The organism is Brevibacterium siliguriense, from assembly GCF_900105315.1.
In the GTDB taxonomy this organism is placed as follows: Bacteria; Actinomycetota; Actinomycetes; order Actinomycetales; family Brevibacteriaceae; genus Brevibacterium; species Brevibacterium siliguriense.
In genome coordinates, this window is the sequence record NZ_LT629766.1 from 366,047 (window position 1) to 381,436 (window position 15,390).

The 15,390-nt window shown below is 62.0% G+C and carries 13 protein-coding genes; 3 read left to right on the plus strand and 10 right to left on the minus strand.

All coding sequences use genetic code 11. The features are described from left to right. Positions 1-6 precede the first annotated feature (6 nt). The 3 genes from BLU88_RS01515 to BLU88_RS01525 all read right to left on the minus strand — a co-directional run bounded on the left by BLU88_RS01515 (position 7) and on the right by BLU88_RS01525 (position 2,944). On the minus strand, positions 7-873 hold the full coding sequence (locus tag BLU88_RS01515) for an aldo/keto reductase (RefSeq protein WP_092009393.1): 867 nt from the start codon (positions 871-873) through the stop codon (positions 7-9). Positions 874-916: 43 nt separating this feature from the next. After that, positions 917-1,312 (minus strand): MmcQ/YjbR family DNA-binding protein, encoded by a 396-nt coding sequence (locus tag BLU88_RS01520; RefSeq protein WP_092009395.1) that lies wholly within the window; start codon positions 1,310-1,312, stop codon positions 917-919. Between the two features lie 87 nt (positions 1,313-1,399). Next, a complete protein-coding gene (locus BLU88_RS01525) occupies positions 1,400-2,944 on the minus strand; it encodes a sodium:solute symporter family protein (protein ID WP_092009397.1) in 1,545 nt (514 codons plus the stop codon). 238 nt (positions 2,945-3,182) lie between these two features. Between BLU88_RS01525 and BLU88_RS18890 the strand changes: the two genes are divergently transcribed. Then, a complete protein-coding gene (locus BLU88_RS18890; protein WP_167356847.1) occupies positions 3,183-4,307 on the plus strand; it encodes a PDR/VanB family oxidoreductase in 1,125 nt (374 codons plus the stop codon). A gap of 78 nt (positions 4,308-4,385) precedes the next feature. On the opposite strand, the gene BLU88_RS01535 is transcribed toward BLU88_RS18890, so the two are convergent. The 3 genes from BLU88_RS01535 to BLU88_RS01545 all read right to left on the minus strand — a co-directional run bounded on the left by BLU88_RS01535 (position 4,386) and on the right by BLU88_RS01545 (position 8,359). After that, complete coding sequence (locus BLU88_RS01535; RefSeq protein WP_231939525.1) at positions 4,386-6,077, minus strand: HAL/PAL/TAL family ammonia-lyase; 1,692 nt, start codon at positions 6,075-6,077, stop codon at positions 4,386-4,388. A gap of 108 nt (positions 6,078-6,185) precedes the next feature. Beyond that, the gene (locus BLU88_RS01540) at positions 6,186-7,442 is read right to left on the minus strand and encodes a cytochrome P450 (protein WP_231939526.1); all 1,257 of its coding nucleotides are present in this window, start codon (positions 7,440-7,442) and stop codon (positions 6,186-6,188) included. Positions 7,443-7,621: 179 nt separating this feature from the next. Beyond that, positions 7,622-8,359 carry an IclR family transcriptional regulator gene (locus BLU88_RS01545; RefSeq protein WP_092009401.1) on the minus strand — a complete coding sequence of 246 codons (738 nt, stop codon included), beginning with the start codon at positions 8,357-8,359 and terminating at the stop codon, positions 7,622-7,624. A gap of 263 nt (positions 8,360-8,622) precedes the next feature. On the opposite strand from BLU88_RS01545, the gene BLU88_RS01550 reads away from it, so the two are divergent. Further along, positions 8,623-9,861: a hypothetical protein gene (locus BLU88_RS01550; RefSeq protein ID WP_092009403.1), complete on the plus strand. Its 1,239-nt coding sequence runs from the start codon at positions 8,623-8,625 to the stop codon at positions 9,859-9,861. 107 nt (positions 9,862-9,968) lie between these two features. Beyond that, positions 9,969-11,162 carry a M20 metallopeptidase family protein gene (locus tag BLU88_RS01555; RefSeq protein WP_092009405.1) on the plus strand — a complete coding sequence of 398 codons (1,194 nt, stop codon included), beginning with the start codon at positions 9,969-9,971 and terminating at the stop codon, positions 11,160-11,162. Between the two features lie 50 nt (positions 11,163-11,212). On the opposite strand, the gene BLU88_RS01560 is transcribed toward BLU88_RS01555, so the two are convergent. The 4 genes from BLU88_RS01560 to BLU88_RS01575 form a co-directional block, all read right to left on the minus strand. Then, on the minus strand, positions 11,213-12,694 hold the full coding sequence (locus BLU88_RS01560; RefSeq protein ID WP_092009407.1) for a sodium:solute symporter family protein: 1,482 nt from the start codon (positions 12,692-12,694) through the stop codon (positions 11,213-11,215). A gap of 88 nt (positions 12,695-12,782) precedes the next feature. Further along, the gene (locus tag BLU88_RS01565) at positions 12,783-13,772 is read right to left on the minus strand and encodes a PDR/VanB family oxidoreductase (RefSeq protein WP_092009409.1); all 990 of its coding nucleotides are present in this window, start codon (positions 13,770-13,772) and stop codon (positions 12,783-12,785) included. Beyond that, complete coding sequence (locus tag BLU88_RS01570; RefSeq protein WP_092009411.1) at positions 13,769-14,251, minus strand: hypothetical protein; 483 nt, start codon at positions 14,249-14,251, stop codon at positions 13,769-13,771. The genes BLU88_RS01565 and BLU88_RS01570 overlap by 4 nt, the downstream gene beginning before the upstream one ends. Continuing rightward, complete coding sequence (locus tag BLU88_RS01575; protein ID WP_092009413.1) at positions 14,251-15,348, minus strand: aromatic ring-hydroxylating dioxygenase subunit alpha; 1,098 nt, start codon at positions 15,346-15,348, stop codon at positions 14,251-14,253. Before BLU88_RS01575 ends, BLU88_RS01570 begins: the two co-directional genes overlap by 1 nt. Between the last annotated feature and the right edge of the window lie 42 nt (positions 15,349-15,390).

The following is a 15,390-nucleotide window of genomic DNA, read 5'->3' on the forward strand; positions in this document are numbered from 1 at the left end:
GAAACCTCACATCTCTTCGTGGGTGAGCGGATCCCGGTCCTTCATCCGACCGCGCTCGAGTCCGGAGATCGCGGCCACCTCGGCGGGGTCGAGTTCGAAGTCGAAGACATCGGCATTGCTGCGCTGCCGGTCGACGTTCGCCGATTTCGGGATCGGGATGGAACCGATCTCGATGTGCCAGCGCAGGACCACCTGGGCGGGGGTGACATCGTGGGCGGCGGCCGCCTCGGTGATGGGGGCTTCGTCGAACAGTCCCTGGTCACGGTAGAGCGGGGACCAGCTCTCGGTCTGCACGCCGATCGACTTGTGGAAAGCCACGAGCTCGGTCTGCGGGAAGTACGGGTGGAGCTCGACCTGGTTGACGGCCGGGGTGACACCGGTCTTCTCGGTCAGTTCGGTGAGCATTTCGGCGGTGAAGTTCGAGACGCCGATGGACTTCACGAGCCCGCGTTCGCGCAGTTCAATGAGGCCCTCCCAGGTCTCGACGTACTTGCCGACGCTGGGATTGGGCCAGTGGATGAGGTGGAGGTCGAGGTAGTCGAGGCCGAGCCGGGCCAGGGACTCCTCAGTGCTCGCGATCGCCTCGTCGAAGCCGTGGTGACGGCCGGGGATCTTCGAGGTGACGAAGAGGTCCTCGCGAGCGACGAAGCATTCGGCGATGGCCTGGCCGACCTCACGCTCGTTCTCGTAATTCACCGCGGTGTCGAGCAGGCGGTAGCCGACATTGTCGACGGCACCCGCGATGGCAGCAACGCCCTCGTCGCCCTTCATCGCGTAGATGCCGAGCCCGAGCTGCGGGATCGCCCGCCCGTCGTTGAGGTCGAGGGTGGGGATCGGTGAGTTCTGTGCCGGGGTATTCGCAGAGGTCGTCATGGTGTCAGCCTATGACCGCCGAGGCGGTGCTGGCCAGGGTGGGTCACTCCTCGATCCCGAGCGTTTTGATCAACCTCGCCGAGGCGGTGCCGCGGTACGAATCGATGATCAGTTCGCGCACCTCCTCGTCATCGACGTCGGCGATCTCGAGACCGACCCACCCGGAGGGTCCGAGGTACATGGGGACGAACGAATCCGATCGCTCGAGCACCACCTCGGCGTCCATGGGGTCGAGCAGGACGAGCAGTGCCTGCGGGTGCTGCACCATCTCCCCGGAAACGAGCTTCTCGGTGCCTCCGTAGTGGGCGAAGATCTTCTTCGTGAAGAAGGCCGGTCTGCCGTGCGAGATCTTCTCGGCTGCTTCGGGCAGGCTGAGCGCGATCGCGCGGACTCGCTCGAGCACCGGATCGTCGTCATCGAACATCTTTGGATGCGCCATGAGTCAACGGTACGCGCCGATTCGACCACGGGCGAGAGGGCTAGCTTGATTTCTTGCCGACTTCGGTGCTCAAATACGACTCACCGATTATGAACCGAAGGTCTCGAACTCGTCCTCCGTTCCATCGAAACGAGCCGGATTGCTCACAGCACACACATCCTCAGACCGCGCGGCCTCTGGACCGACCGACCCCGGTCCCAGACGACCCCGAGCAGAGAAAGCGTCGGCTTTCGCGAACTCCGGCGATGTCGCCAGCGAGACTCCGACGTAGAGCAGGAGGCTGATGCTCAGACCGATGAGGACTCGCGTCACTGACCCCTCGCCCCAAAAGTGCGGCAGCGGCAGGCCGAGCTCGATCACGAATCCATAGAGAATGAATCCGCCGCCGCCGACGATCGAGGCGATAGCACCTGCGGAGTTCGCACGCCGCCAGAAGAAGCCCAAGACAAGGGGGAAGAAGACACCAGCCGCCAGCATCTCGGAAGCAAGGGCGAGCAGCGTCAGGGCGCTCGGCAACTGCACCGCAACAACGAAGCCGATGATCGCCGCCAACAGTGTCGCCCCTCGTGCGATCCACACCTTCTGCTTCTCCTCGACCTCGCGGCGCAGTGCCTTCGTCGTCAGCTCGGTGAGGTAGAGCGACGACAGGTTGAGGGTAGTGCAGATCGTCGACATGATCGCCGCGGCGATGCCGATGAACACGATGACGCCGAAAATCGGCAGGAAGTGGCTGGTAGCCAAGGTGGCGACGATCCCCTGCTCCGGCGGTTCATCGAAAGCCGCAATCGAGGCGATGCCTGCGAAGACGACGAGGAAGTACAACGGCAGGAAGTAGATCATCGCGTGCACTGTGACCTTCCTTGCCTCTTGCGGTGACTTCGTCGCCTGCAGACGCTGCCAAGCGGCCGGGTCGATGGTGAACGCCAGACCGAAGGCGATGACGTAGCCGAGGTTTGGGCCGAAACCTTCCCACAAGTTGAGGAACGCCGCATCGCGTTTCGCCTCGAGTGTATGGATGATGGCGTCCGGACCGCCGGAGACGATGACAGCCCCTACGAAAGTGACAATGAGCCCGAGCATGAAGAAGCCGAACTGCGCGGTCTCAGTGAGGACGACGGCACGGAAACCGCCGATCATCGCGTATGTGAGCGAGAACGCGATGGCCACGGCCACGCCCCAGGCAAAGCTGATCTCGAAGAAGACCATGAAGAACAGGCCGAGCGCGACCATCTGGCTCGCGCCCCACACGATGAGATAGATCGCAGTGACGATGGAGAGCACGGTCCCGGCCGATTTGCTGTAACGAGTGGACATGATTCCGTCTTGTGACAGCAGACCTGCACGACGGATGATCGGCCCCAGGGCGAAGAGCGCGATGACGGCGATGACAGTAGGCCCCCCGAGAACCCACCATGATCCCATGCCCTGGGTGTTCGCTTCGTCGACGGAGATGAGAGCTGAATTTCCGCCGTACCAGGTGGCGACGAATGCCATAGCCAGCATCCACGCGGGCATCATGTTCCCGCCTAGGAAGTAGTCAGTTTCTGTGTCGGTGCGCCGTTTGTACAGAGAGACACCGAGGAGAATGAGAAAATAGGCGGCGAGCGCGCCGATGAGCCAAAAGGGAGACACCGTTGTTTCCTTTCGCAGACGGTTCTGTCACCGTGTACGGCGATGGAGCTGCTCCTTCGCTTCGCCCCATCCCGCTGACGGTCGACGACAACTCTTCTGCTGCGTTGCCGAAGGCGACAACTGCGATTCCCAACGGGTGAGAAAGCGGATCGCACTTCATTCCCCGGTCCACCCAGACTGGACAAGTACATGAGGCCCGAGCGACGCAGCGATGAGGCCCCTGAACTCTGGAGGACCAATGACGGTGACCATGCACGGCAGCCCGGCGATCGGGGACTTCGACGGTGCAGACCTCGACATGCTCATTCGCAAGGGCTTCCGCCCTGTGCCCGTCAGTGCCGTCCGCAAGCTCACGCCTGAGGTGATCGGAATCGAGCTCACCCTCACTGAGGCGGCTGAGCTCGGTTCCGCTCCGGGGGCCCATCTCGAAGTGGCAGTTCCGCTTCCGGACGGGCCGGCGATCCGTCACTACTCACTCCTGGCCGGACCTGCAGATTCACTGCGCGTCGCAGTGCTCCGGGATTACCATGGCCGGGGCGGTTCTGCCTGGCTGCACGAGAATCTCGACTCGTGCACTTCCCTGCTCGTCCGCGGCCCTCGCGACACCTTCGGCTACGAGGGGAGCGGCCCCGCATATTTCGTCGCCGGGGGCATCGGCATCACCCCGCTGACCGCGATGATCGCCGCAGCCGTCGACGCACGACGAGACTGGCATCTGCTCTATGTCGGTCGTCGGCTGGAATCGATGGCTTTTGCCGATGCTCTTATCGAAGAGTATGGACCAGACCGAGTGACGATCCACATCACAGAAGCGGCCGGACGACCCGATGTGGTGTCCGCTGTCGAAGATTGGGCATCGGCGTACGACGAACCCACCACGGTGTACACGTGCGGTCCGGTATCTCTTATGCGCGCCCTTGAAATCGGCTTTGACGACCACTCCAGCATTACTGTGATCAGTGAGAACTTCGATGATCACAACGAGGTGGCCGCACAGGTGCGGTCTGCTCTACCCCTCGGTGGCACCACCTCGGCGAGTCAGTCCTGCAACAGTCCGACAGCACCCCATGCAACCGAGGCCACGGCCATGGAAGCCGATGACGACTTCGTCGTCGAGCTCGGGGACGGCTCCGAAATAGATGTACCGCCCGGCTGCTCGATCATCGACGCCCTCAAGAAAGCGGGCGTGCGCACCCTGAGTTCGTGTCAGAAGGGCACGTGCGGCACCTGCGAAACCGTCATCCTCGACGGACGGGCCGATCATCGGGATTCGGTGCTCTCGGCTGAGGAGCACGCGGCGCACGAGACGATGATGATCTGCGTCTCCCGCGCTTGCGGCAAACGCATCGCCCTGGATCTCTGAGACGGCAAACCAGATCTCAGCACAGAACAGTGCCCGGTGACGGCCGCGATTCGCAGCCGTCACCGGGCACTTTGTGTGTCAGCCGCGGGCGGCAGAGAGGACCGCACGCTGTTTGACCAGTGATGCCGCTGTGCGCACCTGTGGGTAGAGGACGACGTCGCGGGTGAGGTGGGCGATTGCCTTTCCCTGTTCGTCGGACGTCGACCGCAGCATGGCCGACACTTTCTGTGCTGACGTCGACAGGTCGGATTCCGAGACCGCAGTGCCATCGGGTCGCCCGGCCTGCACTCTCACTTCGAGTGCCTGCACCGACATGAGGAGTTCGACGCCGACGACGACTTCCACATTGGCAATGATCTGTCGCAGGTGCCGGCCGGCGTTGTTCGCCATCGACACGTGATCCTCCTGATTCGCCGAAGTGGGGATCGAGTCGACGGAATCGGGATGGGCGAGCGTCTTGCAGTCGGAGACAAGCGCGGCGGCCAGATACTGCGGGAGCATGAATCCACAGTCGAGGCCGACCTGTTCGGAGTCGACGAGCATGTCCGGCAAGCCCCTATTGAGGGTGCCATCGTCGAGGCGGAAGATCCGTCGTTCGGTGATATTCCCGATCTCTGTGGCCGCGATCGAGAGGAAGTCCGCCGCAAAGGCCACGTACTCGGCATGGAAATTTCCACCCGAGACCGCTTTGAGGTCGCGGTCGAGGTCGGGGAAGACCAACGGATTGTCCGTTGCCGCGTTGATCTCCCGCTCAATGATCCCGAATGCGAAATCGAGGGTGTCGGCGATCGGCCCGAACACCTGAGGCACGCATCGCAAAGAGTAGGCGTCTTGGGGCGGTTGGCGCTGCGGGTCGTTGTCTCGGTCTCCAGTCGTCAGCTGCGAGTCACTCATGTACCCGCGCATCCGTTCGGCAACCTGGATCTGCCCTTTCTGTCCACGGGCTTCATGCAGTTCGGCGATGAATGCGTCGCCGAATCCCAGCAGTGCTTCGATCGACAGGCAGGCGGTCACCTCGGCGGTGTGGAGGGCGCCCTGCACATCCCAAGCGGCAAGCGCGGTCTGAGCGAGAGAGAAGGAAGTCCCGTTGAGTAGGGCGAGCCCGTCTTTGGCTCCTACGGGGATCCGGGTGATTCCGGCAGCCGCCATCGCTTCATGGCCGGACACGACACAGCCGTCGAGGATCGCCTCCCCTGAGTTCTCCGGTTCGTCACTGCCGTCCGGAGCAGTGGTGAGCACGAGCGCGATATGGGCGAGTGGAATGAGATCTCCGGAGGCGCCCAGCGATCCGTATTCGGGAACGGCTGGCCACACATCGGCATTGAGCATGGCGACTAGGCCTTCCACGAGCGCCCACTGGATCGCGGAATAGCCCTGAGTGAGTGAGACGACGCGGATGAACATAGTCGCCCGCACGACTTCTTCATCGACGATTCGGCCGACACCGGAAGCATCGGCGAGGATGAGACGCCGAGAGAGTTCGGCGGCGTCGTCGGCCGAGGGGAAGGCCCGGCGTCCGGCCAGAGAACCGAATCCGGTGTTGACAGAATAGATCGCTTCGACGGGCTCGCCCGCGCGCATGCGCGCGATGACGTCGTCGAGCCACGCACGCGACTTGGCGCAATGGCCTTCGACGTCCGGGGCCAAGCGAATGCGCCGGCGGTACCGCGCCACATCGATGAGCTGCTCAAGCGTGGCAGGTTCGAGGCCGAGGACGAGGTCCTCACCGGGAAACTCTTCCCGGGTGCAGGCTGCGGCGGTATCGATCACATCGAGTCCTCTCGTTCGCGTCACACGAGTGTTCGTGCGTGAGTGTTGTGGTGGTGGATCATCGTCGTCAGCTGTTCGGACATCGGCCCTTCGAACGACGATAGGGTCTCAGGCCGCATGCGCCTTCAGCGGCACAGTCGCATAACTCTGCAACGTCGTATGGACGAGCGGTTGGGTCGGTCCCGTCGCTTCGAGTCGTGCGATGCGAGTGACGAATGCCGAGAGAAAGGCGTCCATCTCCATTCGTGAGATCGGCTGGCCGACGCACTGGTGGATGCCCATCCCGAAGGTCAGGTGCCCGCTCGAGTCCCTGTCGAACCGGTAGACGTCGGCGTCATCTCCCCATTTGCTTTCGTCTCTGTTCGCGCTGCCGGGGAACACGAGTACCTTCGTTTCGGCTGGGAGTTCGATTCCGGAGAGCACCGTGTCCTCCGACGTGGTTCGGTAGAAGGCGTAGAACGGACTCTCGAGCCGGAACGACTCGTCGATCGCGAACCGCACCGACCGCGGATCGGCGTGGATCCTCGCATACTGTTCCGGGTGACGGGCCAAGGTGTTGAGAGTATTGGTGATGGCAAAGATCGTCGTGTCCAATCCCGCCGATAGAAGCGCCCTGACCAGCAGCGTCGCCTCTTCCGGAGTGATCTCGCCCGAGTCGGCGAACTCCCACAGCTGCGCGCCCATACCCGAGGGATCGAGGACTTCGCGAGCACAGTTCGCCAGCACCCAGTCGTAGGTACCTGCAGACTCGTCGATCCAACGTTTGGCGATCTCATTCTGCGGCCCGAATGTCGCGAAGTTCGCCGCCCCCTGAACAAGGAGATTCTCGGCTCGGCCCTCACGGGGAATGCCGACCGCGTCGCCGAACACACGCAGCACGTACTGTTCGGACAGACGCGCGGCGTCAAATTCTCCGTCGTCAGTCGACAGGATCTCATCGATGACGGTCTTCGCGTAGGTGGAGAAGTCCTTCCGCCGCGGCCGCAGCCGTCGCGGCGTGATGACACCGTCCATAGCAGATCGCATTCGCGTGTGCAACGGTGGATCCACTTCGAGGATCCCGGGCTTGCGCAGCGGCGGATTGTGGTGGATGTTCACGCTGCCCACGCCGGCTCCGGAGATGAAGGTGCGGTAATCCTCCAGAATCTCACGCACCTCGGCATCACGGCCGAATGCGGGCACTCCGTATCTGCTCAGCCAGGCGGCAGGACCTTCTGCCCGCAACCGACTCAAGAACGGATAAGGGTTCGAGAGGTTATCCAACGAATATGGGTCTTCGTCGAGGATGGGCAAGTCCAATGCAGCTTCAGCCATATTGCACGAACCGACGTTCTGCGCAGTCGGATCTGCGGATGTGCTCACCATAGATGACCTCCATTGCTCGTTCGTAGGCGAACTGAATTGCTTCCCATCTCCAGGCATCGTCGCCGAGACGGCGTATAGGCTTACCAGCAGAGTAGGAACTCGGCCTACATCGGGCGAATCCGATTCTCACCTCGTGGGAACTCAACCCGGCGGGGCACGCCTCGCGCTGCGTCCTTGGCTCAGCACACTTCGCTGAGCGCCGCCTGCAGCTCATCGGCGGCCTTGGTCAGTATTGGCCTGAGCGATGTAGCCGTGGCATTGCCGAAGCGGTCGGAATGACCCGCGAGAGTCAGCGAGCACAGAACCTCACCGCGCACCGCCACCGGGCACGACAGCGCATTCGCACCGACCCGCAACTCAGATTGAGAGTAGGCGAATCCGCTGCTTCGGATCAGCCGGAGCGAGTTGAGCAACTTCTCCTCGGAGTGATCAGACTCGGCGACCACCTCTGCGATGACCTGCCCGGGCGCATGTGCCAAGAGCACTCGCTGCCCGGCACCCCGATCGAGCGGTAAGAGTTCGTAGGTGCGGAAGGCGATATCGGCGTCCTCGTCGGGTGCGAACTGCCTGAGGCACATGGCATTGCGGCCCTCCCGGACAGCCAGGACGGAGGTCCGCCCGGTGGAGGCACTGAGTCGACGCAGAAAACGGTGGCCGACATCAAGCAGAAGCGATCGGGTAGCATTGCCACCCGACCAGGAGCTCAACCGGGAACTGGGCAGATATCGTCCGTCGAACTCCTCAACGAAGGAGAACTCGCGCAACACCTTGAGGTAACGATAGGTCGTCGACAGTGGCAGCCCGAGTTCATCGGCGAGCATCTTCGCGCTCGTCTCCCCGGACTCGGCCACGCAGCTGAGGACTCGCAGCCCGCGCACCAGGGCGGTATCCCGGCGCGAACCCGCGTCCTCGATCATCTCGAACTCCTCGCACCGTTGCTTCCGGAGGCGGGACTTGACCGCCACGGACCGAGCATAGATCGGGCTGGTCGGGAGTCATCTGTACGTCCACAAATCGGACAGAGACCCCCGGTGCTGACGAGTCGTGGAGCGCAGCGAGGTGAGCTTCACGACTGCGAAACGAGATACATTTTCCCAGCCGTTGAGAATCTGATTTGTTGAGCGAGATCACACCGCTGGAGGATGGGACGTCCGCTTCGACATCCACACAAGGACGTGTCTTGTACGCACCAGTCATCCTCGCCCTCGGTCTCCTGCTGTGCATGGCGATCGGGGAGATCATCGCCAATCTCACTCGCGCTCGCATCCCGTCTCTGCTCATCAGCATGGGGTTGTACCTGGCCGCCGTGTGGTCCGGCCTGCTCAGCCAGGAAGCAGTCAACGAGCACATCCTCATCGCTGCAGGGAACCTGCTGACCGGAGTCCTCATCATGCACCTGGGAACGATGATGCCGATGTCCACGGTCAAGGTCCAGTACAAATACGTGCTCGTGGCTCTGGCCGGGATGATCGGGGCAGTGGTGCTCGTCGTGGGCGTGGGCTCCCTGATCATCGGCTATCACGCGTCAGTGGCGGGCGCGGGTCCCGTTGCCGGCGGGTTCATTGCCACACTCATTTCGACGAATAAGCTGACTGAGATCGGTCAGAGTGCACTGGTGCCGATCCCGGCGCTCATCCTCGCACTGCAGCAGCTCATCGGTTTGCCGCTCGCCATCGTCTTCCTGCGTCGCTACGCGAAGACATGGGTTGCTCGACGAAGCGCAGAGTCGTCCCGAACTCAGCAGCTCGTCGATGCCGCGACCGCCACTGGCGGCACGGGCGAGGCTGCGCGTGATATCGATTCGGTTGAAGACGGAGGCAGAACCGCCACTGCGGAAGACGAGGGACCCGCGCCGCTGTTGCCGATGCGGCTCTATTCCCCCGCCGTCGTCCTGCTGCTCCTGCTGGCCGGCACACTGGCAGCCACGTGGATCGGAGAGCAGACCGGGGTCAGCTACACACTGTGGTGCCTCATCCTCGGCTTCGCCCTGCGGGGGTTGCGGGTTCTGCCCAGCCGATCGCTCGATCAGGCCGGCAGCTTCGGCTTCGCCACGGTGACTGTGACCCTTGTCGTCATCGTAGCCGTAGGCTCCATCACCCCGGCCAACCTCATCAGCGCTCTTGTGCCCACTCTGGTCATCTTGATCCTCGGCCCTCTCGGCATCGCTCTGGGCGGTCTGGTCACGGCCAGGATACTCGGACTCGACCGGAATCTGGCGACTCCTGTAGCGCTGACCGCACTGTTCGGCTTCCCCGGAGACTTCATCATCTGCCAGGAAGTCGCCGAAGGCGTCGCCCGCAACGAAGCCGAACGCGATGCACTGTTGAATCACATCTTCCCGCCCCTGCTCATCGGCGGATTCACGACGGTAACAACAGGCTCGGTCGTCGTCGCCTCAGTGCTGGTGAGCACGCTGTAGCGCCGGCCAGCCCACGCACTGACACTGCGGGCGCTAGCCCCCACTCACACAGCCCGGAAGCCACCAGACCCCATCCCTTAACCGCACACGCAGAGGAACACACCAACATGACCGCACCACTGACCATCACCCCGGAGCTTCAGAGCTTCGTGCGCACGATCCGCCACGACCTCCACCGCCATCCTGAGACCGGGACGAACCTGCCGCGCACCCAGGCGCAGGTGCTCAAGGCCCTTGCCGACCTCGATGGGCTCGAGATCAGCACCGGCGAGCGCCAGTCTTCGATCATCGCCATCCTCCGCGCACCACACTCCGGACCGCAAACACCAGTGATCCTGCTGCGGGCCGATATGGATGGTCTGCCTGTGGAGGAGAAGGTCGACATCGACTACATCTCCCAGGAGCCTGGAAGGATGCATGCCTGCGGTCACGATGTGCACACGGCCGGACTGATCGGAGCCGCCCATCTGCTGCACACCCGGCGCAGCGAACTCACCGTCGACGTCATGTTCATGTTTCAACCGGCCGAAGAGGCCTTTGTGGGTGCGAAGTGGATGCTCGAAGACGGCCTGCTTGACGCGGCTGGCAAGCCGGTCACTGCAGCCTTCGGCACCCATGTCTTCTCCGGCATGTTCGAGCCCCGCGTCTGGGGTCTGCGTTCGGGCACCGTGATGGCTGGTTGCGACGAGGTCCGCATCGTCGTACAGGGCTTGGGCGGCCACGGATCGGTGCCGCACCGCACCCTCGACCCTGTGCCCGTAGCCTGCGAGATCGGTATGGGACTCAACACGGTGGTTGCCAGGAAGTTCGGACCGTTCGAGCCCGTCGTCGCCACTCTCGGCTCACTGCAGGCCGGCACAGACTCGGTCATTATTCCGGACTCGGCGGAGATGCGGATCTCGCTGCGCAGCTTCTCCCCCGACGTCAAGGTGCGTCTGCTCGAGGCCGTGCAGCAGCTGGCCCGTTCCACGGCCGAGGCTTACGACTTGAGCGCTGAGATCGAGGTCATGCCCGATTATCCGGTAACCATCAATAATCCGGCCGAAACCCGCTATGCTGAACAGATCGTCGAAACAGTCTTCGGCGCGGACCGGTTAGAGAAGATGGACGACCCCCTGTCGGGCTCCGAGGACTTCTCTCACGTACTTGCAGAAGTGCCCGGAACGTTTGCTCTCATCGGTGCCGAACCGGAAGGCGATGCGACAGAGACGAACCACTCTCCGCGTGCCTCTTTTGCCGATTCGTCAATCGATGATGTCGCCGAATTCCTCGCCAACGCAGCCTGGATGCGCAATCGATGATCAGCATCCGGCGGACATGAGGCCAGACACCGGGAGCGACCGCGTCCACCTTATTCGTCAACTGGATCCGCCACTTCCGGCGGAAATGATCCACCTTTGAGTCCTGCGCTCCTGCTGAAAGCCTCGTACTTGTCAGACTGCGGCGCAGAGATGAGGGAGATGCCGACATAGAGCACCAGTCCGACCACGACGCCCACAATGATGGCGGTGCTTTCTTCCTGCCAAAACGTGGGCAACGGCAAGCCGAGGCGTCCCAAGTAGTCGTACAGGACAAACCCACCTCCGCCGATCATGCAGGCGATCGCCCCCGACGAGGTAGCGCGACGCCAGACAAAGCCGCCTATAACAGGGACGAATGCTCCTGCTGCAAGGATATTGCTGGCAATCGACAACACTGCCAGCGCATCCTGCATTCTGACTGCGACCACAAATCCTAATGCGCACGCGATGATGGTAGTGATGACGCCGACACGCACACTGCCCTTATTGCTCAGATCTGGTTGAACATACTTCTCATACAGTTCAGACATATAAAGCGCGGCCGCGTGGAGAGCTGTACACATCGTCGACATGATCGCTGCAGCTACGCCGACGAAGACCACTGCACCCAGACCAGCAGGCAGATGGTTGATGACGATTGTCGTGACGATGCCGTCTTCAGGCAGAGTATCGAACATCCCTGCCGCTGCCACTCCTGTGATTGAGACGAACGCAAACAATGGGATGAAGATGATGAGAGCAAGCCCAGTCGCTTTGCGAGCGTCGTTCGGATTCCGACTCGCCGACAGGCGCTGCCAGATCGAACCGTCAATGATGAATGCCAAAGAGAAGCCGACGATGTACGCCAAGTTGGCTGGGAACGAAGTGATGATGTTGAAATAGTTCGAGGACCGACCGGCCGCCGGAGAGTGAGTGATGGCCTCAAGCCCTCCGGAGTTGCCCAGTGCAACGATCATCGTCACCAGAAGTCCGGCCGTAAGCAGGAAGAACTGGATCATCTCGGTCATCACAACGCCTTTGAATCCGCCCAGCGCCGAGTAAACAAGAGAAATTATGACGGCAATGACAACAGCGATCAGGTAAGAAGTATCGATGAACGGAGCAAGGAAGTTTCCCACTGCCACCATCTGCGAGGCGGCCCATGTGATGAAGAAGAGGATGAACAGAGCCGAAAGGATGTTGCCTGCAGTCTGGTTATAGCGCATTGTGACAATGCCGTTCTGAGTCAGCAGACCCAGCCTGCGAATCGGGCGGGCGAAGAAGTACATCACGATGACGGCGACGACCGTCGGCCCTCCGAGCACCCACCACCCGCCGAATCCCTGGGAGAAGGACTCATCAACTGAGATGAGTGCCGAATTCCCACCGAACCATGCCGCGACGAAAGCGGTGGCCAGGATCCAATAAGGTGTCTTGTTCGAGTTGAGGAAATAAGCTCGCCTGTCTTTGTTCCTGTTGTTGACGAACGCGACGAGCAGCAGGACGACAAAGTAGAGGATCAAACCGCCGATGAGCCAGGTTCGCAGTGACATGTCACGACTCCTTTGTGGTGAGATGTGTCGATTGCCGGGGTCTGTCTGTCTCGGCACAGTGCTGAAACAGGTACGGGAAGGATGAGTTTCAGAGATCGACGACCAATTCGTCGCTCAGGGCACGACCGACGCAGATCAACATCGATTCGCCCCTCTCTCGCTCGTCCTCGCTGAGGAGGGAATCTCGATGGTCGGGAGTCCCACGGATCACTCGTGTCTCACACGTTCCGCACACACCCATCTCGCAGGATGTCCGGGGTCTGATCCCATGGCGCTCCAAGGCCATGATGCTCGTCTCAGAACCGGCGACTTCAACTGTGATGCCGCTGGAAGCGCAGACGAGGTCGAAGGGGCCGTCGTCCTCGCGCAACCCGTTTCCGCCGGAATGGGAGAAGAGCTCGCTGCGGTACGTCAACCCCCGCTGGGCGCTGTGCTCCCCGACTTCGTCGATGAGAGTTTCGGGTCCACAGACATAGATTCGCCCCTCCGGGGATGCCGTATCGAGAACGGACTCGACGAGCCCTTTCGGCCGATCCGCACTGGCGATCATCCGGACCCGATCCCCGAATTCGCCGAGACGGTCCCGAAAAGGCATCGACGGGAGAGTTCTGCCGAGGTAGGTAAGCGTCCAGTCCGCGTCCGCCTCATCCGCGGCTTCGATCATCGACAGCAGCGGTGTGATCCCGATGCCACCGGCGAAGAAGTGCAGTGTCTGGTCTTTTGTCGGAATCGCGAACGAGAAGTTGTTCCGCGGAGCGATGACATGGAATTCGTCTCCGACCCGTGAATTCCGATGCAGGAACTGGGAGGCACCGGCTACGGGCGGGGCGGTCAGGCGAACCGCGACCTGCCATCTGCTGCGGTCGCGAGGGTTGCCGATGAGGGAATAGTGGCGGATTCCGATGTCGGCCACATCGATCTCGATATGGGCACCCGGTTCCCATGGAGGCATGGGTCCCCCGTCCGAACGGACGAAATCCAACCTCAGAACTCCCTCGGCGATGATTTCCCTGTCACGAACCGTGAGCATCATGTCGCGTTCGGCATAGACTCCTGCCGTGTAGACCCTCTTGGTCATGGGATCCACACCAACCCGGTCTCCGTTGCCGAGCCCAGGCGAACAAGCACGAAATCGACCTGATCGGCAACCGGTTCTGCTCGCACTGTGCGGTGTTCGCTTCCCGAGATGATCGCTGCGTCACCGGGTCCGAGCCGATGCTGGTCGAAGGCGAGTTCCCCGGTATGCATATAGATGACTATCAGGTCGCCGTCCGCGCGTTCGAAATCGCGCTGCGAGCTGAGAGTCTCCAACCGCATGGCCCCGGTGACGAGGTTCTTCTCGCACATGAGTTCGAGAATTTTCTCGCCCTCTGAGCCGGGATTGCTGATTGTAAGGTTCTGTCCGTTGAGGTTCGATTCGCTCGACGGGCTGTCGCCGATGGTCAGCCGCCATTGCCAAGGTTCATTGGCTCGACCGCTGTCGGGGGCGGCCGCGATCTTCACCCGGCCCGACGGTTCGACTTCCTTCGCGATAGCGCCGGAGCGCAGGATGACCATCACAGCGCACGCACCCGAGACTGAGCCGAGTCCGGTCCCTGTTCCGGTTGGGACAGCAGAGGTTCCAACTGCGCCGCGGGCTCGCGTTCAGCGCTGAGGAGATGGTTCATCACCCGGCGGGCCATGGCGACACCGGCGTCCTGAGCGATGAGGACGTCGTCGATCTCGGCCGCAGAAGAATCGTGGCTGGCCTGCTGGTGCTCGAGTGCCCAGGCGTCCTCGTCCAACACGGTTCCCTGGCTCTTCGTCAGCACCGCGTTCATCTCCTCATTGCCGACCTCGAAGTTCCGGCAGAACGCATAGAAGTACCACGCTTGGCCCTGCTTTGCGGGAGTGATGGCGTTGAGGACTTCGAACCGATATCCGTCTTCGCGTCGCCCGCCCGGTTCGACCACGCCGGCGTGGATGACGTGGACCGATGGCAGTTGGAATTCGGTCGTGTGCCAGCGATCGACGACCTCGGCGTTGGTGACCTTTGCGAACAGTGGAGAAGGATAGCATCCGGGCATGAATCGGTCGACGCTGACGACGTTGTCCTCAACTTCGATGGTCACTCCGTTCTCGAACACGGCATCATCGCCGATCGTCGAAGTATGAAGGAAGGACTCGTGTGTGAGGTCAAGCAGATTGTCGTGCAGCAACCCGGCATTGCAGCCGATGAGCCGGGTATGGGTGACCCGGTCCCAGTCGGGGTCGTCCATCCAGTGGGTGTCGGGAACGGGCGTCGTCTCGGCCAGGTCCGGATCGCCGAACCACGCCCAGATCCAACGATGGGACTCCACAACCGGATAGGTCCGCTGCCTTCCGCCCGGAGGGATTCGCCACTGGCCGGGCACGTGCACGCAGGCGCCCGTGGTGTCATACTCGAAGCCGTGGTATCCGCATTGGATTCCGCGTTCGGTCGTACGGCCTTCCGACAGGGGAAATCCTCGGTGGGCGCAGCGGTTGTCCATAACGACGACCTGGCCCTCCGGAGAGCGGAAGATCACCACCGACTTACCGAGGATGTCGCGCCCCAACGGTTTGTTCTGGCTGATCTCCTCTGACCAGGCGATGACATACCAGGCGTTGCGAACCCATTCTTCCTGCGCGCCCATGACAGCCTCCTTCGGTAATGGCACTTAAGCCCAAGCTAGCCT